The sequence below is a fragment of the Rhodococcus sp. AC861 genome, from assembly GCF_979256035.1.
This window is the reverse complement of record NZ_CEEDMW010000003.1, coordinates 1-21,499: the sequence shown is the minus strand read 5'-3', so window position 1 is coordinate 21,499 and position 21,499 is coordinate 1. Positions and strand designations below refer to the sequence as shown.

The 21,499-nt window shown below is 68.8% G+C and carries 20 protein-coding genes and 1 other RNA gene; 11 read left to right on the top strand and 10 right to left on the bottom strand.

Annotated features, from left to right (window positions below):
- Positions 1-23 precede the first annotated feature (23 nt).
- Positions 24-1,559, top strand: a complete 1,536-nt coding sequence (locus tag AC0IX4_RS09630; protein ID WP_471828846.1) for a CYTH and CHAD domain-containing protein — start codon at positions 24-26, stop codon at positions 1,557-1,559.
- On the opposite strand, the gene AC0IX4_RS09625 is transcribed toward AC0IX4_RS09630, so the two are convergent.
- The 3 genes from AC0IX4_RS09625 to rnpB all read right to left on the bottom strand — a co-directional run bounded on the left by AC0IX4_RS09625 (position 1,548) and on the right by rnpB (position 4,008).
- Positions 1,548-2,957, bottom strand: coding sequence for an RNB domain-containing ribonuclease (locus AC0IX4_RS09625; RefSeq protein WP_471828844.1), 1,410 nt, complete (start codon positions 2,955-2,957; stop codon positions 1,548-1,550). The genes AC0IX4_RS09630 and AC0IX4_RS09625 overlap by 12 nt on opposite strands.
- Positions 2,954-3,136 (bottom strand): hypothetical protein, encoded by a 183-nt coding sequence (locus AC0IX4_RS09620; protein WP_042575260.1) that lies wholly within the window; start codon positions 3,134-3,136, stop codon positions 2,954-2,956. The genes AC0IX4_RS09625 and AC0IX4_RS09620 overlap by 4 nt, the downstream gene beginning before the upstream one ends.
- A gap of 445 nt (positions 3,137-3,581) precedes the next feature.
- Positions 3,582-4,008, bottom strand: an RNA gene (gene rnpB / locus AC0IX4_RS09615) — RNase P RNA component class A.
- A 146-nt stretch (positions 4,009-4,154) separates the two neighbouring features.
- Here rnpB and AC0IX4_RS09610 point away from each other — a divergent pair.
- Both AC0IX4_RS09610 and AC0IX4_RS09605 read left to right on the top strand, forming a co-directional pair.
- On the top strand, positions 4,155-4,682 hold the full coding sequence (locus AC0IX4_RS09610) for a DUF1697 domain-containing protein (protein WP_471828843.1): 528 nt from the start codon (positions 4,155-4,157) through the stop codon (positions 4,680-4,682).
- Positions 4,682-5,950: an SLC13 family permease gene (locus AC0IX4_RS09605; protein ID WP_056076313.1), complete on the top strand. Its 1,269-nt coding sequence runs from the start codon at positions 4,682-4,684 to the stop codon at positions 5,948-5,950. The genes AC0IX4_RS09610 and AC0IX4_RS09605 overlap by 1 nt, the downstream gene beginning before the upstream one ends.
- An 18-nt stretch (positions 5,951-5,968) precedes the next feature.
- Here AC0IX4_RS09605 and AC0IX4_RS09600 read toward each other — a convergent pair whose 3' ends face one another.
- Genes AC0IX4_RS09600 through cobC form a run of 4 tightly spaced genes read right to left on the bottom strand, consistent with a single transcriptional unit; the run spans position 5,969 to position 10,114 of the window.
- Complete coding sequence (locus AC0IX4_RS09600; protein WP_471828842.1) at positions 5,969-7,060, bottom strand: bifunctional RNase H/acid phosphatase; 1,092 nt, start codon at positions 7,058-7,060, stop codon at positions 5,969-5,971.
- A complete protein-coding gene (locus tag AC0IX4_RS09595; protein WP_042575262.1) occupies positions 7,057-7,818 on the bottom strand; it encodes a zinc ribbon domain-containing protein in 762 nt (253 codons plus the stop codon). The genes AC0IX4_RS09600 and AC0IX4_RS09595 overlap by 4 nt, the downstream gene beginning before the upstream one ends.
- Positions 7,819-7,866: 48 nt before the next feature.
- The gene (locus AC0IX4_RS09590; protein ID WP_471828841.1) at positions 7,867-9,048 is read right to left on the bottom strand and encodes a Nif3-like dinuclear metal center hexameric protein; all 1,182 of its coding nucleotides are present in this window, start codon (positions 9,046-9,048) and stop codon (positions 7,867-7,869) included.
- Between the two features lie 34 nt (positions 9,049-9,082).
- Positions 9,083-10,114 (bottom strand): Rv2231c family pyridoxal phosphate-dependent protein CobC, encoded by a 1,032-nt coding sequence (gene cobC, locus AC0IX4_RS09585; RefSeq protein WP_471828840.1) that lies wholly within the window; start codon positions 10,112-10,114, stop codon positions 9,083-9,085.
- Positions 10,115-10,147: 33 nt separating this feature from the next.
- Here cobC and AC0IX4_RS09580 point away from each other — a divergent pair, with 33 nt between their 5' ends.
- From AC0IX4_RS09580 to AC0IX4_RS09570, 3 genes are read left to right on the top strand one after another with little or no spacing between them, the layout of a single operon-like run.
- The gene (locus AC0IX4_RS09580; RefSeq protein ID WP_471828839.1) at positions 10,148-10,837 is read left to right on the top strand and encodes an HAD-IA family hydrolase; all 690 of its coding nucleotides are present in this window, start codon (positions 10,148-10,150) and stop codon (positions 10,835-10,837) included.
- A complete protein-coding gene (locus tag AC0IX4_RS09575; RefSeq protein WP_471828838.1) occupies positions 10,834-11,295 on the top strand; it encodes a low molecular weight protein-tyrosine-phosphatase in 462 nt (153 codons plus the stop codon). Before AC0IX4_RS09580 ends, AC0IX4_RS09575 begins: the two co-directional genes overlap by 4 nt.
- Positions 11,296-11,313: 18 nt before the next feature.
- The gene (locus AC0IX4_RS09570; RefSeq protein WP_471828837.1) at positions 11,314-12,219 is read left to right on the top strand and encodes an SURF1 family cytochrome oxidase biogenesis protein; all 906 of its coding nucleotides are present in this window, start codon (positions 11,314-11,316) and stop codon (positions 12,217-12,219) included.
- Here AC0IX4_RS09570 and AC0IX4_RS09565 read toward each other — a convergent pair.
- Positions 12,148-13,119 (bottom strand): cobalamin biosynthesis protein, encoded by a 972-nt coding sequence (locus AC0IX4_RS09565; protein WP_471828836.1) that lies wholly within the window; start codon positions 13,117-13,119, stop codon positions 12,148-12,150. The genes AC0IX4_RS09570 and AC0IX4_RS09565 overlap by 72 nt on opposite strands.
- A gap of 69 nt (positions 13,120-13,188) precedes the next feature.
- On the opposite strand from AC0IX4_RS09565, the gene AC0IX4_RS09560 reads away from it, so the two are divergent.
- The gene (locus tag AC0IX4_RS09560; RefSeq protein WP_471828835.1) at positions 13,189-13,884 is read left to right on the top strand and encodes an acetoacetate decarboxylase family protein; all 696 of its coding nucleotides are present in this window, start codon (positions 13,189-13,191) and stop codon (positions 13,882-13,884) included.
- 58 nt (positions 13,885-13,942) lie between these two features.
- Complete coding sequence (locus tag AC0IX4_RS09555; RefSeq protein WP_471828834.1) at positions 13,943-14,350, top strand: PaaI family thioesterase; 408 nt, start codon at positions 13,943-13,945, stop codon at positions 14,348-14,350.
- A gap of 203 nt (positions 14,351-14,553) precedes the next feature.
- Here the strand turns inward: AC0IX4_RS09555 and AC0IX4_RS09550 are convergent, their stop codons facing one another.
- The gene (locus AC0IX4_RS09550; protein ID WP_471828833.1) at positions 14,554-15,930 is read right to left on the bottom strand and encodes an amidase; all 1,377 of its coding nucleotides are present in this window, start codon (positions 15,928-15,930) and stop codon (positions 14,554-14,556) included.
- 185 nt (positions 15,931-16,115) lie between these two features.
- On the opposite strand from AC0IX4_RS09550, the gene AC0IX4_RS09545 reads away from it, so the two are divergent.
- Complete coding sequence (locus AC0IX4_RS09545; RefSeq protein WP_042575240.1) at positions 16,116-17,582, top strand: MFS transporter; 1,467 nt, start codon at positions 16,116-16,118, stop codon at positions 17,580-17,582.
- Here AC0IX4_RS09545 and AC0IX4_RS09540 read toward each other — a convergent pair.
- Positions 17,579-18,481, bottom strand: coding sequence for a LysR family transcriptional regulator (locus tag AC0IX4_RS09540; protein ID WP_471828832.1), 903 nt, complete (start codon positions 18,479-18,481; stop codon positions 17,579-17,581). The two genes, AC0IX4_RS09545 and AC0IX4_RS09540, sit on opposite strands and share 4 nt — an antisense overlap.
- A gap of 121 nt (positions 18,482-18,602) precedes the next feature.
- Here AC0IX4_RS09540 and AC0IX4_RS09535 point away from each other — a divergent pair, with 121 nt between their 5' ends.
- Both AC0IX4_RS09535 and AC0IX4_RS09530 read left to right on the top strand, forming a co-directional pair.
- Positions 18,603-20,093, top strand: coding sequence for a CoA-acylating methylmalonate-semialdehyde dehydrogenase (locus AC0IX4_RS09535; RefSeq protein ID WP_042575241.1), 1,491 nt, complete (start codon positions 18,603-18,605; stop codon positions 20,091-20,093).
- 106 nt (positions 20,094-20,199) lie between these two features.
- A complete protein-coding gene (locus tag AC0IX4_RS09530; RefSeq protein WP_471828831.1) occupies positions 20,200-21,357 on the top strand; it encodes an iron-containing alcohol dehydrogenase in 1,158 nt (385 codons plus the stop codon).
- Positions 21,358-21,499: the final 142 nt, after the last annotated feature.

Sequence of the window (21,499 nt, the reverse complement as noted above, 5' to 3'; positions counted from 1 at the left end):
CTCTCGGTGGTAAAGATGTCACCATGAGTTCAGGTGACGCCGGTGCACACACCGAGATCGAGGCCAAGTTCGACGTCGGAACGGACACGCCGGTTCCGGAACTCACGGGCAGTGCGTCGATTGTCGCGTCGTCCGCTCCGGACCCGACCCATCCGTCGTCGACGTACTTCGATACCGCCGACCTCGATCTCGCCCGTCGACGCATCACGGTCCGCCGGCGCACGGGGAGCTCGGACGCGGGGTGGCACGTGAAGATGCCGGTGTCCACGGACGAGCGCCTCGAACTGCGGAGCCCGTTGTCCGCCGGCGGCAACAACTCTCGTGTTCCGTCCGAGGTGGCCGAGCGGGTGAGTGCGCACGTGCGCGGGAAGGCGCTCGTTCCGGTGGCCACCATCGAGACACGCCGGATCGTGACGATCCTGTCCACGAAGCACCACGACAACGCCGCCGAGCTGTGCGACGACACCGTCACCGCCCACAACCTTCTCGACGACGTCACGGTCACCTGGCGCGAGTGGGAGGTGGAGCTTCTCGACGGTGATCGCAAGGTTCTGCGGAAGGTGAGCAAGCACCTCCTCTCCCACGGCGCGCACCCTGCCTCGTCGACCTCGAAGCTCGCTCGCGCACTCGGCCCCCGGCTCACCGACACGGACGCGGTCCCCGCCCGGGACGGCACCGCGGGTGCGGCGGTGCTGGCAGCGTTGTCCGACGACATCTCCGCCCTCCTCGCCGCCGATCCTCGGGTACGGCAGAACGCCGACGACGCCGTTCACGCCATGCGCGTCGCCACGCGGCGGCTGCGCAGCGTGCTGCGGTCGTACCGGAAACTCCTCGACCGCGAGGCCGTGGACACACTTCGGTCCGAGTTGTCCTGGCTTGCCGACATCCTGGGCACCGCACGCGATGCCGAAGTGCTGGCGGCGCGGTACCGGTCGGCGCTCGACGCGCTCGAGGACCGCGCCGTGCGCGGGCCGATCGTCGAGTCCCTGGTGGGCACACAGGAGCGGCTGTACACGCTCGCTCACGAGGAGATCGTGCGCGAACTGGACGGCCATCGCTACTTCGCGCTGCTGGACGGCCTCGATGCCGTCCTCACCGCACCCACGGTCGGCCCGTCGGACATCAAGGCCACCACGGTGTTCCGCAAGGTTCTCCGTCAGCAGTTCCGCACCGTCGAGAAGGCCGAAGAACACGCGTCGTCGCTGAGCGGCGCCGAGCGCGAGGAGGCCGTCCACGACATCCGCAAGGCGGCGAAGAAGCTCCGGTACGCCGCGGAGGCTGCCTCCACCGCGATCCCGTCGGGCCGCGTCCATCGCACAGCGTCGGCAGTGGCGTCGTCGGCCAAGAAGGTGCAGTCCGTGCTGGGCGATCACCAGGACAGCGCCGTCTCGCGCGACACCCTGCTGCTCGAGGCGGCGTCCGCCGCGGAGCGCGGCGAGGACACGTTCACCTTCGGCGTCCTCTACGCGAACGAGACGGCCGCGGGCCGCGATGCGCTCGCACCTCTCCCCCGCGCGTGGAAGAAGTTGCGGCGCACCGCATCCGCTCTATCGAACTAGCGCGAACTTCACGGTCCGGGATGCAACGTCGACGGGGCCGATACGGACCGTGACGGTGGTGCCCTCCGCCGGATCACCGTCGCACGGACCGATCACCGTGTACTCCGGCACGAAGACCTCTGCGGGGCGCTTATCGGTTCGCCCGCGCAGGACCACCGCGGTGGTCGACTGTCCGACGTGCCCGATCAACACCTGCGCCTCGACCTGGTCGATGCACGCCCGGTCCACCTTGGACGCCACCGAGTCGCTGCGTCTCATCGCCTCGGGCAGGTCCGCGAACTCGGCACGCACCCACTCCGGAACCGGTACCCCTGCGCAATGCGACAGGCACACCTCGGTTCCGTAGCGATCGACGCGGCGACGCAGCGGCGCCGTCACGTGCGCGTACGGCCCGCCGATTCCCGAGTGGTTCGGCTGCGACGGAACCTCGCCCTCGAACGCGACGTAGGCCGCGCCGCGGAGCAGTGTCGTCGCTTCGCTCATGATCGCCAGGGTGGACGGAGCCGCCGGATCCAGTGATGCCAGGACCTGCCCCGGGGTCGTCCCGTCCGGCCACGGCAGCCCGAGGGCCAGGACGACCGCTCGGAGCGCGTCGATATCCGACCGAGCGGGGGGCGGAAGTGTGCGCAGGATGCCCGTCCGCGCCTCGATCATGATGGCCGCGGCGCACATTCCCGTCAGCAACGACATCTCGGCGTTCCACGCATCCGCGTCGACACGCGGCGCGATGTCCACACGCCAGCCGTCGCCGTCGGCCACGACTTCCTGTTCCGGTAGAGCCAGCTCGATCGCTCCACGCGAGACCGCCAGTGCGCGCCGGGCACGCCCCAGATCCGGCAACGCCGTCAACGACGGGTGCAGAGTCCCGGCGTCGGCGGCCTGCTGGACCTCGGCGTAGGTGAAGCGTTGCCGCGAACGGACGGTGGCTGCCTCGACGGTCCACGACGTGGCGACACCGTTCGCGTCGGTGTCGATCGTCCACAGCGCGGCGGGCCGGACACGATCCGGGAGCAGCGACGATGCGTCCTCCGACATCGACCGAGGATGCAGCGGCACCGTGTCGTCGGGCAGATACAGAGTCTGGCCTCGCCGGCGCACTTCCTCGTCGAGTGCGCTGCCCGGAACCACGACGGCGGCGACGTCCGCGATGGCGTAGAGCAGGCGGAAACCCGACGCGGTCCGTTCGACCACCAGCGCCTGGTCGAGATCCATGGATCCCTGCGGGTCGATGGTGACGAACTCGAGGTCCGTGGCATCTCGACGATTCGGCCGAGAGTCCGTTCCGGCCACAGCGTCGGACGGATAGTCGGTCGGGAGGTCGAACTCTGCACGGACGGCCGAGAAGTCGACTCCTGCGGCACGAACGGTCGGGAGCCTCCGGGAGACGGAGGGACTCACGAAGACCAGGAGTCGTCCGCGTCGTCCGCCGCCTTGTTCCGCTCGGCCGCGATCTCGAGGGCGCGCTCCGCGGTCGCGCGATCCGGATACGGACCCATACGGTCCATGGCCCCGGCGTCCTTGCCCTGCACCACTGCCTTGTCACTGACGCGGAAGTACCACTGCTCGTCGTCACTCATGATCGACAGTGTGCCCCAGATCGATCGTCTCGGAACAGACTTCGCGTTCCGACTCGGCGCGCCGACCGAATATCCGACGGCGACCATCCGAACGCTATGATTTCCGATATCTCTCGACACGCACGGGGACGTGCACCTGTAGATGCACTCAGATTGGAGAACGACATGTCGACCATCCTGTTCGATCAACTCCTGCCCCTGGTAGGAGCCGACGCAGCGAACTACTGGGCCACCCTTCTGGTGATCAACCCCATCTGATTCTCCAGCTCGACGTCATGGCCTTTCCCGCACGCGGGAGAGGCCATTCGTCGCTCATGGGCCGGATGCCATTGTCGTGGCGGCGGGTCGACGCTTCCCGTAGTTTCCTACCGCCGACCCGCCGTGAACCACTGTAGAGGACTTCGAACATATGTTCTAGTCCGGGTCCGATCGGCCGTCGAGGGTGCGGACGAGTCGGCGTGTAAGCCGGATCCTGTACTCGGAACATGTCCCGAGTGGCGACCATCCATCTGGGCACACCGTCGCCGGGTACCTCGAGCGATCAACCCGCAGGCTCGGGCGAGCAGCCCTCGAGCACCTGCGCAGCCGCACCTCCGCGAACGGTGGTGCGACCTTCGATCTTGCTCCGGGCGGGGTTTACCGAGCCACCCCGGTCACCCGGGGTGCTGGTGCGCTCTTACCGCACCGTTTCACCCTGACCGACCCGTCCGAGGACGGACCGGCGGTCTCTTTTCTGTGGCACTGTCCCGCGAGTCACCTCGGGTTGCTGTTGGCAACCGCCCTGCTCTGTGGAGTCCGGACTTTCCTCGGCTCGGAGCTTGACGACGCACAGGGTCGACAGTTCTCCGTGCCGCGGCCGCCCGGCCAACTCGTCCGCGCGGTCATCCTATCTCCACCCTTGCTCCGACACCTCCACCCTCGCCCCCACACCTCGGCGAGTACGCCGGAAATGCCGCGAAACGGCCACTGATCACGACACTTTCGCCGTGCTCGCGGGGGTGGACATAGAGTCACGTCCATGGAATTCGTCGTCCTCCTGCGGGGCATCAACGTCGGAGGGATCCGGATCCGGATGGCCGATCTGAGGACGGCACTGGGCGGCGCCGGATACACCGACGTCCGCACGGTGCTCGCGTCGGGCAACGTCCGGCTCACCGCGACGACCACCGATCCCGCCGTGGTCCGCGCCGACGTCGAGGGCGTGCTGCGCTCATCGTTCGGATACAACGCATGGGTCGTGGTCGTCACCGTCGACCAGCTCACCGAGGTCGTCGAGAACTACCCGTGGCAGACCGACGAGTCGGTGCGGCACCCCTACGTCGTGTTCTCCACGGACGGTGCATCCACCGCCGAGTTGGCGGCGCTCGGCAACTCCCTCGACGCGACGGTCGAACGGTGCGCCCTCGGTCCGCACCACGTTCTGTACTGGGAAGTGGTCAAGGGCGACACGCTCGGCAGCGTCCTCGGCAAGGCCAGTGCCCGACCGTCGTACAAGTCGACCACCACCACCCGCAACCTCCGTACGCTGCGCAAGATCCTCGCGTGATCACCGATTCCACCGCGCGGACCGTCGTGGCCGCGCTGCTGGTCGCTGCGGTGTTGATCTTCGCCATCGTCCGGCCTCGCGGGCTGCCCGAGGCCGCCGTGGCCGTGCCCGCAGCCGTCCTCGCCATCGCGCTCGGCGTCGTGTCCACCACCGATGCGCTGCACGAGACCGCCGAGCTGGCACCGACAGTCGCGTTCCTGGCCGCGATCCTCGCTCTCGCCCATCTCGCCGACGCCCATGGTGTGTTCACCTGGATCGCGTCGGTTCTCCACCGCCGGGCGCGGTCGTCCCCGGTCCGGCTGCTGGGGCTCGTCTTCGTCACCGCGTCGCTCACGACGGCGGTCCTGAGCCTCGACGCCACCGTGGTCCTGCTGACACCGGTGGTCGTGGCGGCGGCCCGGCGGGCCGGCATGTCGGCGCGACCGTCGTCGTACGCGGTCGCTCACCTGTCGAACTCGGCGTCCACGCTGCTGCCGGTGTCGAATCTGACCAACCTGCTGGTGTTCTCGGCGACAGGCCTGTCGTTCCTGCACTTCACCGCCCTGATGGCGGCGCCCTGGATCGTCGCGATCGGACTCGAGTACCTGGCGTTCCGGTGGCTGTTCCGCCGTGATCTGCGGCAAGAACTCGAGGACGTCGCCGACGACACCGAGACGACCGTCGCCACCCCGACGTTCGCGCTCGGCGTGATCGCGTGCGCTCTGATCGGTTTCGCCGTGAGCGGGTCACTGGGCATCGAACCCGTCTGGGTCGCGGCTGCGGCGGCGCTGGTACTGGCCGTGCCGGCTCTACGACGCGGCCGCACGACCACCGTGTCGATTCTCCGCGCCCTGGACGTCTGGTTCTGCGTCTTCGTGTTCGCTCTGGGAGTCGTCGTCGCGGGTCTCGCTCAGGGACCTGTGGGCGATGCGGTGGCCGACATCCTCCCGACGTCGTCGACCCTGCTCGCCCTCCTGGCCGTCGCGGGCATCGCCGCGGTTGCGTCGAACATCCTCAACAACCTGCCCGCGACGCTGCTGCTGCTGGCCGCCCTCACCTCCGTGCCCGGCGCGGTCCCGGTTCCGGCACTGCTCGCGATGCTCATCGGCGTCAACCTGGGACCGAATCTCACCTACGTGGGGTCGCTCGCGATCATGTTGTGGCGCAGGGTGGCTCGCGCGGAGAACGAACCGCCCAGCCTGCGCACCTTCACGATCGTGGGCATGGTGACCACACCGATCACCGTCGTCGCGGCCACCGTCGCACTGTGGGTGGGACTGCAGGTCTGATCAGGCCCTTGTCGTTCCTCACGCCCACAGGTACGACGTGTCGTTGACCAGGCGCACGGACGCGGCGTCGTCGTCGAACCAGTCGACGATGCTGATCGACGCCAGGTCGAGATGCAGGCGGTAGAGGATCGACGGCCCGACATCGAGGCCGAACTGGAGCAGCGTCTTGATGGGTGTCACGTGCGAGACGACGACGACCGTCTTCCCGGCGTAGTCGCGCAGGATGCTGTCGCGCGCTCCGCGGACGCGCTCGCGCACCTCGTCGAAGCTCTCGCCGCCGGGCGGCCGCACCGACGTATCGCTCATCCACTCGCCGTGCAGGTCCGGGTCTCGCTCGGACACCTCACGGAACGTCAGGCCCTCCCACGAGCCGAAGTCCGTCTCCGTCAGCGAGTCCAGCGTGGTCACCGCGACGCCGGTGCTCCGCGACACCGCCTCGGCAGTCTCGCGTGCCCGCCCCAGCGGAGACGACACGATGGCGTCGATGCCGCCCAGGACAGCGATACGACCTGCCGCCGACGCCGCCTGGGCGCGCCCCAGCTCGGTCAGTTCCGGGTTGCCGCGGCCCGAGTACCGCTTGTCCACCGACAGTGCGGTCTGCCCGTGCCGGAGCAACACCGTGCGCGTCGCAGCGCCCGACACCGACTGCCACGGAGGACGTTCCGCGACCGGCGCCGGCGCGGACTCACCGCCCGTCAGCATCGAGTCCTCGCCGTCCATGGCCTGGTTGGCCAGACGGTCCGCGTGCGAGTTCTCCGCGCGCGGGATCCAGGTGTAGTCGACGTACTTGAAGGTCTCGGCGATGTCGGCCGCGCGGGCGCGCAGCGGAATCATGTCGGGGTGCTTGACCTTCCAGCGTCCGGACATCTGCTCGACCACCAGCTTCGAGTCCATCCGCACCGACACCCGTGTCGCGCCGATCTCCCGCGCGGCATCGAGGCCGGCGATGAGGCCGCGGTATTCCGCCACGTTGTTGGTGGCCACTCCCAGATGCTCACGACGTTCCGCGAGCACGTTCCGGCGAGCGGAGTCCCAGACGACGGCGCCGTACCCCGCGGGGCCCGGATTGCCGCGCGACCCTCCGTCGGCCTCGACGACGACGGAGGTCACGAGCCGGCGGGCTTGCCGGAGGGAAGGCCGGACTCGTTGGTGCGCACCAGGATCGTGTTGCACTCGGAGCACCGCACGACCACATCGGCAGGGGTGGAGGCGATGCGGGAGATCTCCCCGCGGTCCAGTTCGATCCGGCAGGCGCCGCACCGGCGACCGCGCAGCAGTGCCGCACCGATCCCCGACTGGGAGCGCTGCTTCTCGTAGGCGGCGGACACGTCGTCCGGGAGTCCGGCGGCGAGCTCAGCACGCTGCGCCGACCGGGTTTCCGTCGACTTGTCGACGTCCGCGAGTGCATCGTCCCGACGACGCGTCGCGTCGATGATCTGATCCTCGGCCTGGCTCAGCCGTGCACCGGCGTGCTCGTAGTCGGCCTGCGACGCCTCGCGCTGCTCCATGACCTCGAGCAGCTCGTCCTCGAGGATTCCTCGGCGGCGCTCGAGGCTGGCCAGTTCGTGCTGCAGTTCGCTGAGCTGCTTCGCCGGCGCGGACCCGGAGTCGAGCGCGGCGCGGTCCTTCTCCTCGCGGCGACGCACCGCGTCGACTTCACCTTCGAGCTTGCGGATGTCGCGGTCGAGATCGTCGAGCGAGATCTGCACGCCGACCGCCGCGTCCTTGCGGTCGAGACGTTCGCGCTCGAGTGCATCGAGCTCGATCTGCTCGGGCAAGGTGCGTCGACGATGTGCGAGCTGGGCCAGTTCGGTGTCCATGGCTGCCAGGTCGAGAAGCTTCAGCTGGATCTTCGGGTCGACGTTCACGCGTGTCACGCTACCGCCAGCACCGGCCCGTCCCGGTATCGACGGCGACTATGCGCCGGACGGGTGTGCGCGCGCCTCCGCACCTGCCCCGATGGTCCACGGGTCGGTCCGCGTCGTCGCGACGGTCGTGCGCCAGCCCGCGGCCGAGCCGAACCTCTCGTCCAGCAGTGACTGCGCCTGCGCACACCACGGGAACTCCCCCGCCCAGTGCGCGACGTCGATCAGCGCGGGTCCACCGGCCCGCAGGTGCTCGTCGGCGACGTGATGTCGGAGGTCGGAGGTCACGTACACATCGGCACCGGCACGGGTGACCGCGTCGAGCATCGAATCGCCTGATCCTCCGCACACCGCCACGGTGCGGACCGTGGAGTCGGGGTCACCGGCCGCACGGATGCCCCAGGCGGTGGCCGGCAACCTGTCGGCGACGCGTGAGGTGAACTCGCGCAGGGTGATCGGATCCGCGAGCGTGCCGACGCGCCCCAGGCCGCAGCCGGTGGGAAGGTCGACCGACTCCACGACGTCGAATGCCGGCTCCTCGTACGGGTGGGCCGCTCGCAGTGCGGCCAGGACCCGGGCGCGCGCACTGCGCGGTGCCACCATCTCGAGGCGCGACTCCTCGACGAACTCGACGGTGCCGACAGTCCCGATCGCGGGCTGCGCACCGTCCACCGGCCGGAACTGGCCGACTCCCTCGGTGCTCCAACTGCACTCGCGGTAGTCCCCGATCGCTCCTGCCCCGGCGGCGAACATGGCCTCACGCACGGTGGAGGCGTCGCCGACGGGAACGTGCACACCCCACTTGTCGACGCCGCCGGCCGTCTTCTCCTCGAGCGGCGTCAAATTCTCGAGACCCAGCAGTGTTGCCAGAGCGTCGGACACACCGGGCTGAGCGGAGTCCGCATTGGTGTGCGCGGTGAACAGCGCGCACCCGGCCTTGATGAGGCGGTGTATCAGCGCGCCCTTCGGCGTGTGAGCACCGACCGTGTCGACCCCGCGCAGCAGCAGCGGGTGATGCACGACCAGCAGATCGGCACCGGCCTCGAGAGCCTCGTCGATCACGGATTCGGTGGCGTCCACGGCGAAGAACACGGCCCTGACGGGGTCCGCGGGATCGCCGCACACCAGCCCCACGGAGTCCCACCCTTCCGCGAGCCGCGGCGGATACGCGGCATCGAGCGCCGCGATGACGTCGGACAGCGTCGGGACTTCAGCGGCGCGGAGGTCGGACATTCCTCGACTCTAGGTGGCCGGAAGGAGACGGCCGTCAGGCGACCTCGCGCCACGCGGCGACCAGTCGATCCACCGCATCCTTGCCGCGCACGGCGAGGCGCAGATGGTCCGACGTCAGGCCGGGAAAGGTGTCACACCGCCGCACCGCGATACCGAGTCGGCGCAGCCGCTCCCGCACGGCAGCTCCCCCGTCGACACGCACCAGGAGGAACGACGCGGACGCCGGTGTCAGAACCTCGACGCCGAGGCCCCGCAATCGGTCGATCATGTGGTCGCGTTCCGATGCGAGCACCGACGCGTCGGCCTCGACAGCCGCGACGGCAGCGGGTTCGCAGCACGCGGCGATGGCGGCGAGCTGCAGAGTGCCCAGCGGCCAGTGCGCCCGTCCGTGACTCAGCGTCGCCAGGATCTCCGGGCTCGCGAGGACGTACCCGCACCGCAGCCCGGCGAGGGCGAACGACTTGGTCAGGCTGCGCAGCACGACGACGTCCGGTGCGGTGATCGAGGCGACCGACTCGGGCTCACCCGGCATCGTGTCGGCGAACGCTTCGTCGACGACGACGATCCGGCCGGGGCGACGCAACGCCAGCACGTCGGCTCGGGGGTGGGCGACCGAGGTGGGATTGGTGGGGTTGCCCAGCACCACCAGGTCCGCCTCCCCGGGAACGTCCGCGTCGGCCAGGCGGTAGGGCGCGGGGAGCACGACGCGGTGTACGGGGACGTCGGCGCTGCGCAACGCGAACTCCGGCTCGGTGAACGACGGGTGGACGACCGCGGCCAGACGGGACCGCAGACGCGGCAGCATCGCGAAACCTTCTGCCGCTCCGGCGAGGAGCAGGACTTCGTCGGGAGTTCTGTTGTGGCGCTGCGCCACTCGCTGGCGTACCTCGAGGTCCTCGGCAGCCGACGGATACGACGCGAGGCGGTCGACGGCGTCGACGAGTCTGTGACGCAACCACTCCGGCGGACGGTTCCCGCGGACGTTGACGGCGAAGTCGTCCATTCCCGCGCCGACCTCGGCGTCACCGTGATGCCGGAGATCGTGAGGCCCGGTGTCGTCGGTCATGGTGGCGACTGTAGGCGCTCCTATACTGAGCCCATGTCCGCCACCGCAGTCGACCTCGTCCTGTTCGATCTGGACGGAACTCTGACCGACTCGGCGCCCGGCATCCTCGCCGGTTTCGATCACGCGCTGGCCACCGTCGGAACCCCACCGGTGGGGGCGGATGTCCACGCGCACGTCGTCGGGCCTCCGATGATCGACACGTTCCGGTCGTTGGGCCTGTCCGAGGATCAGGTCGAGCGGGCGCGCGAGGCGTACACCGAGTACTACGACCGGCAGGGCTGGGCCGAGAACAGCGTGTACGAGGGTGTGGTCGAGGTGCTGGAGGCGCTGCGCGCCGCCGGCGTCCCCATGGCCGTCGCGACGTCGAAGAACGAGAGGTTCGCGCGACGCATCCTCGAGCACTTCGACCTCGCGAAATACTTCGAGTTCATCGCCGGCGCCAGTGACGACGGGTCGCGGCGCGCCAAGTCCGACGTCGTGGCCAGGGCACTCGAGCAGGTGGGCCGCACTGCCCGTGAGACCGCGGCCGGCGGCACCGGCTCGGTGGTCATGGTCGGAGATCGCGATCACGACGTGTTCGGTGCGGGCCACTGGGGCATCCCCGTCGTTCTCGTCGCATGGGGATACGGGCAGGCCGGGGAGCACGCCGCCGCGACCTGGTCGGTGGAGTCGGCAGCGGATCTCACCGCCCTGCTGGCGTCGTTGACCTCGAGTGCCGCATGACCCCCGTGCACGTCACCTTCGTCTGCACAGGCAATATCTGCCGGTCGCCGATGGCCGAGAAGATCGTCGCCGAGTCGTTGGTCGCCGCGGGCTTGGACGGACGTGTCCGGGTGACCAGTGCCGGCACCGGAGACTGGCACGTCGGCGACCCCGCAGACCCGCGTGCCGTGGCCGAACTCGAAGCCCACGGCTACCCGTCCGCGCACCGCGCACGCACCGTCGACGAGGAGATCCTGGGAGCCGATCTGGTGGTCGCGCTGGACCGCTCCCACGAGCGCGAACTGCGGAGGCTCGGGGTCACGTCGGATCGCCTGGCGCTGTTGCGGTCCTTCGACCCCGACGCCGATTCCGACTCGGTCGCCGACCCGTACTACGGCACCGAGGCGGACTTCGGGACCGTGCGGGAGCAGATCGAGGCGGCTCTGCCCGGTCTGCTCGAGGACATCTCCCGCCGCTGACGACTACGCTGTGTAGTCGTGCGCCGATTGTCGTTCCTCGTTCGCCCCGGGTGGTTGGCACTCGCGGCGGTCGTCATCCTGTTCGCCTACCTCTGCTTCACGGTTCTCGCGCCGTGGCAGCTGGGCAAGAACACCACGACGTCGGCACGCAACGATCAGATCAGCCGGTCCTTCGACGCCGACCCCGTCGCCGCGGGTGACCTGGTGGCCGACCGCACGGTGGCACCCGACGAGGACTGGCGACGGGTCCGACTCACCGGCACCTACGAGTCCGGCAAGGACGTCGTGGTCCGGCTGCGCAGCGTGGACGACACGCCGGCCTTCGAGGTGCTGACCCCGTTCGTCACCGACGTCGGACCCACGATCCTCGTCAACCGCGGATATGTCCTGCCGACCACCGGTATCGACGTCCCGTCCTTCGCTCCGGCACCCGCGGGGCAGTCCACCCTCGAAGGTCGCCTGCGGGCGTCCGAGCCGTCCGTCCCGGACAAGCCGGCGGTGTCGGGGCCCGGCCTACCGCAGGTCTACACGATCACTCCCGCGCAGGTCGGTCAATTGACCGGCACCGATCTCATCGACGGCTACGTCCAGCTCGCCGAGGATCAGCCGGGCGGCCTCGGGGTCATCGCGCTCCCCCAGCTCGACGCCGGCCCGTACCTGTCGTACGGATTGCAGTGGCTGGCGTTCGGCCTGATGGCGCCTCTGGGTCTCGCCTACTTCGTGCGCGCCGAACTCCGTGAGCGTCGACGCGACAAGGCCGGCACCGTCGAGGACACGCCCGTCACCGCTCCCTCCACGGATCCCGACGAGTACGACGACGGACTGGACGCGCTGCTGCAGTCGCGCCGCGGACTACGACGATCGAAGAAGACGCAGACCACGCCGGACTCGGTGATGACGGATCGCTACGGCGACAAGCGCTGACACCGCCGTCGCGCCCGCCTGAACCACCGCGGACAGCCGCACCGCGCGCCGCAGATCGTCGACGGTCGGCTCGCGGCCGGTTCCGAGAGTCGGACGCTGCTCGACACCGTGCGGATACGCGGTCTCGCCGCCCAGGCGGACCCCCAACGCCCCCGCGGCCGTCGATTCGGCGACACCGGCGTTGGGGCTCGGGTGGCTCGACGCGTCGGAACGCCACGCGGTCAGGGCGTCGGTGACCGATCCGCCGACGGTCGGTGCCGCGGCCACCGTCAGCGCACCGGTGAGACGGGCCGGAATCAGATTGACGACGTCGTCGAGACGAGCGGCGAACCAGCCGAACCGCTCGTAGCGCGGTGAGTGGTAGCCGATCATCGCGTCGAGCGTGTTGACGGCCCGGTAGGCGACAGCGCCCGGAATACCGGCCACGGCGGTCCAGAACAGCACGCCGGTCGTGGCGTCGGAGGTGTTCTCCGCGACGGATTCGAGCGCTGCGCGGGCGGCCCCGGCGTCGTCCAGCGACGCGGGGTCGCGGCCGCACAACGACGGGATGATCGCGCGCGCGGCCGGAAGATCGTTGGCATCGAGAGCGTCGGCCATCGCGTGACCCGTTCGCACGAGGGTGGTTCCGCCGAGACACGACCACACGACGACGGCGGTGGCCGCGGCACGTGCGGTCGGATACGGCCGCAGAAGCGACTCGACCGCGACGGACGCGCCGACGACTCCCCCGACCAGGATGCCGGTGTGCAGGGCGCCGGCGAGACGGCTGTCCCGGTACGTCCGACGCTCCAGGGCGAGGGCAACGGTGCCGAAACCGGCGACGGGGTGACGTCGGGACGGGTCACCGAGAGCGATGTCGGCGACGTAGCCGCCGACGAGGCCGAGCAGAGGGGTAGTCATCACGGGCGATCGTAACGCGGGATCGCACGACAGATACTCGGACGTCCACGTATCCGCTACCCTGTCCGCATGACCGAGGCGATACAGAGGCAGGATTGGCACACCGGCCAGGACGGCGAGCTCTACCCGCCCGAGCCCTGGTACCTCGGCGGGACGCTGCTGGTGTCGGCGTACCGGGTCCCCGTCCGCGACCTGCCTCAGGACGTCGTCTCCGCGGTCGCCGAGACCGGGGCGACGCTCGTGACCGTCGGCGGGCAGGCCATCGCGTCGGCTGCCTTCGTTCGGTACACCTCCGGCGGTGTGCTCAGCTACGACGAACTGATCGGGTCGGTGCTCGTGCGCCGCGGCGCCGCGGTGATGGCCACCATCCCCCACATCTGGGTCGACAGCCCGCAGTCGCGCACGGGCGGCCGCGAACTCTGGTCCATCCCCAAACACCTCGGCGCTTTCCGACGCACCACCAGCGGTGACCGCGTCACGGCGTCGATGACCTCGGACGGTGCACCCGTCGCCTCGCTGGACGCACACGTCGGCAGACTGAGGCTCCCCGGAACGCCGCGCATCCCGCTGACCACCGCGCAGCACCTCGACGGCCGAACAGTCATCTCCCGCAACAACATCTACCCGACAGTGCGATCACTGAAGACCTCGTGGACGTTCGCTCCGGACGGCCCGCTCGGCTACCTCGACGGCCGCACACCCACGGTCAGCGTCGCACTCGGCGATGCGTCGATCGTGTTCGGAGCGCACGTCACCCGGTCCTGATCTTCTCTACAGTGAGGCCGACAGGTTTCCCCTCGCCCAGCCGTACGGAGCATTCGCCATGACCGATCTGCAGAACTTCGCCGACACCGTGTTCACCGCTGCGGCGGGTCTGCAGGTGACGGTGGCGACGGGCACGGAGGTGCGCGGGCACATCGACCTGACCGCGGATCACCACACACCCTGGGGCGTCGTGCACGGCGGTGTCTACGCCTCCGCGGTGGAATCTGCCGCCAGCATCGGCGCCAGTGTGGCCGTCGCGGATCGCGGCCAGTTCGCCGTCGGCGTGCACAACGCCACCGACTTCCTGCGATCGATGACCGAGGGACGCGTCGACGTCGTCGCGATCCCGTTGCAGCAGGGCCGAGTTCAGCAGCTGTGGCAGGTGGTCATCACCTCGACCGAGTCGGGCAAGGACATCGCCCGCGGTCAGGTGCGACTGCAGAACATCCCGAACCCGAACGCCTGACGCGCGCGTACGGGGTGGGGGGGTCAGAAACCCCAGCCGCGGAACAGGTACGAGATGCGGGTCAAGACATCCACGACCGTGAGTCCAACCGACATGTCTGCTCCTTCGATGGGCGAACCGGAGCCCTGGTGGCTCCGGACCGAACACTATGCATCCGGGCCCCTATAGGTAACGGGAACAACGGAATCGGGCGAACACCTCGATCAGGAGACGATCGACCGCCACGGCGCAGCATCTTCCAGTTCGAACGCCAGCTGCAGCAACGTGCGCTCGTCTCCACGCGGTCCGGAGAACATGACACCGAGCGGTGTGCCCACCGAGGACTGGGCGAGTGGCAGCGAGATCGCCGGTGCTCCCGTCACATTGTGCAGTGGCGTGAACGCCGCGTAGCTGGTCAACCGGGAGAGGTACTCGTCGAACGGCACATGGGGAGAGAGGAATCCGAGCTCCGGAGTCGCATGGCCCAGTACCGGGGACATCACCACGTCGACTCTCTCGAACATCGACGCGTAGTCGGCCGCGGCCGCCCGCAGCCTGCGCACGACACCCGGTAGCCGCGTCGCGCGGAAGCGATCGGCCAAACCGACTGTCAGCGAGTCGAAGTCGCGTTCCGTCCGACCGTCGATACGCGGGGTCGACTTCTGCAGGACGTAGGCGAGGAACGACCAGTACTCGACGAAGTCCTCCGGGAACCGCTGATCGATCGGCACCACGTCGATGGCGTCCACGCCGTGCCCGAGCCGTTCGAGCAGAGCGACGGCTCCGTCGACGGCAGCCAGAGTGTCCGCGTCCGTACTCCCACCCGCCGGCGACTGCCTGACGACGCCGATGCGAAGCCGCCGCGCCGACGGGCCGGTCACGGTGCCGATGGGACGCAGCGACCGTGAGCTCGAGCGATCCGCGTGCGCCCAGAATGCGGCGGTGTCGCGGACACTGCGCGTCAGGACACCTTCCGACACGATGGCTACTGGCAGCAGCTTCTCGAGGGCCGGCAACACGAAGCGTCCCCTCGACGGCTTCAGCCCGACCAGACCTGCGCACGCCGCCGGGATGCGGATCGACCCTCCCCCGTCGTTGCCGTGCGCGAGCGGCACCGCGCCCGCGGCGACCAACGCCGCCGATCCACCGGACGACGCCCCCGTCGAGTAGTCGGTATTCCACGGGTTGCGGGTCGGCGGACGCGTCGGGAATTCGGTGGAGGCGCTGAGCCCGAACTCGGGCAGCGTGGTCTTGGCCAGGATGCCGAAGCCCATCGACTGCATCTCGCGCGCCACCGGTCCGTGCTTCGCGGCGGGGCGTGCACGGATGATCTCGGATCCCTGTCCGGTCGCCAGGCCGCGGACGTCGCTGTTGTCCTTGATCACGGTGGGGACACCGGCGAAGGGTCCGCTCGCGTCACCGTGCATCGGCGAGGCCAGGACGGGTCCCACCAGTGCGTCCAACTCGGACACTTTCTCGATGCGCGAGAGCGCAGCGGCCGTCACCTCGCCCCGCGACACCTCCCCGCGGCGGAGCGCACGCGCCAGCCCCACCGCGTCGTGCATGCCCAGTGCGTCGTCCCCGAAAGCGTGTAGAGCCATGGTGTCCCCCTGCCGAAGAAGCTGCGTTCCGTGATTGCGCACGGCAGCGCTGGGGAACGTATCCCTGCGTGCCGCGCAATCGCGGTGTCGACAACTGTAGGGAACTTCGCCTCTCACCGGTCCGAGAGTCGGGTCTCCACCGAATACGGTCGTCCGTTCATTTCCTGTGCGAAAGGTTCCACCGGGTGTCCACCTCCACATCGGCCGAGAGTTCGGCCCCCGCGGTCAGCCGTCGCGCATGGCAGTCGCTGATCGTGCTGCTCATGGGCATGTTCATCGCCCTGCTCGATACGACCATCGTCAACGTCGCACTCCCCACCATCAGGACCAGCCTCGGCGCCTCCGAGGCGACGCTGTCCTGGATCATCTCGGGATACGCTCTTGCGTTCGGACTGGCGCTGATTCCCGCGGGCCGCGTCGGCGACCGCATCGGGCACAAGTGGGTGTTCTTCGCCGGCTTGGCGCTGTTCACCGTGTCGAGCCTCGCCTGTGGTCTTGCTCAGAACGATCTGCAGCTGGTCGCGGCGCGCATCGTGCAGGGTCTGGCCGGCGGCATCTTCGTCCCCGCCGTCACCGCCTACATCCAGTTGCTGTTCCCGCCGCAGATGCGCGGCAAGGCCTTCGCCATCATGGGTGCGGTCATCGGTGTGTCCTCTGCGCTCGGACCGATCATCGGCGGTCTCATCATCGAAGCTGCGGGCAGCGAGACCGGATGGCGCCTGGTCTTCTGGGTCAATCTGCCGTTCGGCATCATCGGCCTGATCCTCGCCGCGAAGATCCTGCCTCGCCAGGACCAGATCGACTCGCCGGAGGCGCCCTCTCGCGGCATCGACTGGGTCGGACTGGCCTTGATCACCGCCGGTCTCGTCGCCGTGCTGGTCCCGCTGATCGAGGGCCAGGACACCGGATGGCCGGTATGGACGTACGTCACCCTCGTCGCCGGCATCGTGCTGATCGGGTTGTTCGGAGCCTGGGAGGTTCGATACTCCCGGGCCGGTCACACGCCACTGGTTCCGCCGCGCCTGTTCACCCGGCCGGCGTTCACCGGTGGTGTCATCCTCGCGCTGGTCTACTTCGCGGCGTTCACCTCCATCTTCTTCACCATCTCGATCCTGTGGCAGACCGGCCTGGGCAACTCCGCGCTGGCGTCGGGCGTCGTGTCCATCCCGTTCGCGATCGGCAGCATCATCTCCTCGTCGCAGTCGAACAAGCTCAGCGAGCGGCTGGGCCGCAACGTGCTGGTTCTCGGCACCGCCCTGGTCACGATCGGCCTGGTGTGGGCATGGCTCGTCCTGCTGTTCACCGATGCGTCGGCGTTGACCAACTGGAAGCTGCTGCTCCCCCTGTTCATCGCGGGCCTGGGCAACGGCGCCTTCATCGCACCGAACGCGCAGTTCATCGTCGCGACCGTGGAGAGGCAGGACGCGGGCGCGGCGAGTGGTGTCATCTCGACGATGCAACGTGTCGGTAGCGCCGTCGGCATCGCCATCATCGGCAGCGTGCTGTTCGGGTCACTGAACGTCATGGGCCCGGGCGAAGAGGCGCTCGGTACCGCGTTCACCGATAGCGCCGCCCATGCGATGGGTGTCAGCGCCGCGTTCGCGGTGCTGGCATTCCTGCTGGTGTTCGCGCTGCCGAAGCGCGCGCACTAGTCCTCGGGACCGGGCGCGAAGAGGTGCGGGACGTCGTCGGCGATCCACGTCAGCAGGTCGTCGACGGCTTTCACCCGCGCCAGACGTGAGAGGTCCCGCGGCACCGCCGTCCAGTAGTCACGGCGGACGGAGAAGTCGTTCTCCAGGACACAGACCAGATCGTCGTCGGGCTCACCGATGTAGTTGGGCAACGGTGCGACTCCGAGACCGTTGCGTGCCGCCAGCCACTGACCGGTGATGTTGTTGGTCTGGAACTGCGGCCGCCCGTCCAGGTTCATCGCGTCGAGAATGCGCAGGGGCACCACGTCCAGCAGCGCGTCGACGTACCAGATCACCACGTGACGACGCAGGTCTGCGAGCTCTGTCAGCGGCAGCGCGTCCGCCAGGTAGGACCGCGAGGCATAGAGCCGCAGGTCGTAGGACGCGAGCTTCCGCGACGACACGAAGCGTGGTGACGGCTTCTCGAGGGTGACGGCCACGTCGAAGCCGCGTGTCGACAACGCGTCGTGCTCGGTGGCGGTGACCAGTTCGACGTCGAGGTGCGGATGGTCGCGTCGGAGTCTGGTCAACCGTGGTGTCAGGACGAAGGCGCCGAACCCGTCGGGCGCCGCGATGCGTACCGAACCGGTCAACGACCCGACGGACGTCGTCTGGTCCTCGAACGCGGCGATGAGAGTCGACTCGACGGTCTCCGCATAGGCGACGAGTCGGCGACCCGCCTCGGTCAGCCGCCACCCGGACGGGGTCCGGTCGAACAGGCGGTGACCGGCCGCCTTCTCGAGACTGGTGATGCGGCGGCCGACGGTCGTGTGATCGACACCGAGCACGCGGGAGGCGTCGTTGAGGCGGCCGTGACGCGAGACCTCGAGGAAGAAGCGCAGGTGGTCGGCGGAGAACATGATCGGAGCGTAGGCGAGCGCGTGCAGTTCTGCACGCGAGAGTGCGGCATTGGCCTTTGACAGAGGCAATTATGCGATAGAGACTCATGTCACACGCCAGCACCGACCGAAGGACTTTCACGTGAACACGATCACGCACTGGGTGGACGGCAAGCCGTTCGCCGGCACCTCGGACAAGACCTCCCCCGTCACCAACCCGGCCACCGGTCAGGTCACCGGCGAGCTCGCCCTCGCCACCGTCGAGGATGCCCGCGTCGTCATCGACTCGGCCACCGCCGCCTTCCCCGCCTGGCGCGACACCTCGCTGTCCAAGCGCACCGCGATCCTCTTCAACTTCCGCGAGCTGCTCAACGCGAAGAAGGGCGAACTCGCCGAGATCATCACCGCCGAGCACGGCAAGGTCCTCTCCGACGCGCTCGGTGAGATCAGCCGCGGCCAGGAAGTCGTCGAATTCGCCTGCGGCATTCCGCACCTGCTCAAGGGCGGCTTCACCGAGAACGCCTCGACCGGAGTCGACGTCTTCTCCCTGCGCCAGCCGCTCGGACCCGTCGGCATCATCAGCCCCTTCAACTTCCCGGCCATGGTCCCGATGTGGTTCTTCCCCATCGCCATCGCCGCCGGCAACACCGTCGTGCTCAAGCCGTCCGAGAAGGACCCCACCGCGAGCATCTGGATCGCCGAGCTGTGGAAGGAAGCGGGCTTGCCCGACGGCGTCTTCAACGTCCTCCAGGGCGACAAGACCGCCGTCGACGAGCTGCTCGAGAACCGCAACATCAAGTCCATCAGCTTCGTCGGCTCCACCCCCATCGCGCAGTACGTCTACGCGACCGGCACCTCGCACGGCAAGCGCGTCCAGGCACTCGGCGGCGCCAAGAACCACGCCATCGTGCTTCCCGATGCCGATCTCGACCTCGCCGCCGACGCCATGGTGAACGCCGGCTTCGGCTCCGCCGGTGAGCGTTGCATGGCCATCTCCGCCCTCGTCGCGGTCGGCGACATCGCGGACGAGCTGGTCGCCAAGATCGCCGAGCGCACCACCCCGCTCAAGACCGGCGACGGCACCCGCGGCGCAGACATGGGCCCGCTGGTGACCAAGGCGCACCGCGACAAGGTCGCCTCCTACGTCGACGCCGGCGAGGAATCCGGCGCCACCATCGTCGTCGACGGCCGCACCGTGAAGGCCGACGGCGGAGACGAGGGCTTCTGGCTCGGACCGACGCTCATCGACCACGTCACCCCCGAGATGAGCATCTACACCGACGAGATCTTCGGACCCGTCCTCTCCGTGGTCCGCGTCGACACCTACGACGAGGCCCTGCAGCTCATCAACGACAACCCCTACGGCAACGGCACCGCCATCTTCACCAACGACGGTGGCGCCGCTCGACGCTTCCAGAACGAGGTCGAGGTCGGCATGATCGGCATCAACGTGCCGATCCCGGTTCCCATGGCGTACTACAGCTTCGGTGGCTGGAAGAACAGCCTCTTCGGCGACACCCACGCCCACGGCACCGAGGGCGTGCACTTCTTCACCCGCGCCAAGGCCGTCACCTCCCGCTGGCTCGACCCGAGCCACGGCGGCATCAACCTCGGGTTCCCCGAGAACGACTGACCACCTCTCCACCCGAGCCGCACCGACGTCCCGCAGTATGGGGGTCGGTGCGGCATCGGCATTTCCGCATCACGCACGACCGACCACGAGAAGGAGCACGACGACGATGTCGACATCCATTTCCTTTCCCCGCTTCCTGCGCATGGGACCCGGTGCCGTCGAGGACCTCGGGCAGGTGCTCACCGACCTCGGCGTCGAGCGCCCCCTTCTCGTGACCGACAAGTTCATGGTCAGCACGGGTGCAGCGGACCGCGTCATGGGCATCATCGCGGCCGCCGGCAAGACCGGCGCGCTGTTCGCCGAGACGGTTCCCGACCCCACCACCGACTCCCTCACCGCCGGCGTCGCCGCGGTCGCAGCGCACGACGCGGACGCCGTCATCGGCTTCGGCGGCGGCAGCCCCATGGACACCGCGAAGGCACTGTCGGTGCTCAGCAAGGGTGGCGGCGTCATGCGCGACTACAAGGCACCCGGCCCCTACACCGGACCTGCGCTGCCCATCATCGCCATCCCGACCACCGCCGGAAGCGGTTCGGAGGCAACGCAGTTCACGGTCATCACCGACAGCGAGTCGGATGAGAAGATGCTGTGCCCCGGCCTGTCGTTCCTCCCCATAGCCTCCGTCGTCGACCCCGAGCTGACGATGTCGATGCCTCCCCGCCTCACCGCGGACACCGGTGTCGACGCGTTGACCCACGCGATCGAGGCGTACGTCAGCAAGAAGGCCAACCCGATTTCCGACGCCCTGGCCCTGAACGCGATGCGCACCATCGGGAAGTTCCTCGTTCGCGCGTACACCGACGGGGACGACGCCGAGGCTCGCGCCGCGATGATGGCCGCATCCACCCAGGCCGGCATGGCGTTCTCCAACGCCAGCGTCTGCCTGGTGCATGGCATGAGCCGCCCCATCGGCGGGCATTTCCATGTCGCACACGGCTTGTCGAATGCGATGCTGCTCCCCGCGATCACCGCGTTCTCCATCCCCGGCGCCCCCGAGCGGTACGCCGAGTGCGGTCGGCAACTCGGTGCCGCGCATGAAGGCGACAGCGACGACGTGGCCTCGGCAGCGCTGGTCAGCTACATCGAGAAGCTCTGCGCGACGGTCGAAGTGCCGTCCCCCAGCTCGCACGGCATCGACGCCGAGAAGTGGGAATCGTTGGTACCGCTGATGGCCGAGCAGGCCTTGGCCTCGGGTTCGCCGAACAACAACCCGGTCGTCCCCACCGCCCAGCAGATCGAGGAGCTGTACCGGCAGGTGTTCTGACGCTGCCCGCGGCGCTGCGCCCGGTTGCTTGTTGCGCCGGGCGCTGCGCGCGGCGGTCAGCGCACTCTGCACGCTCTTTGCCAGCATCGTTGTGAGACATGTCGGCGCGGGTGCGGGGAGATGAGTGATCATGATCGACGTC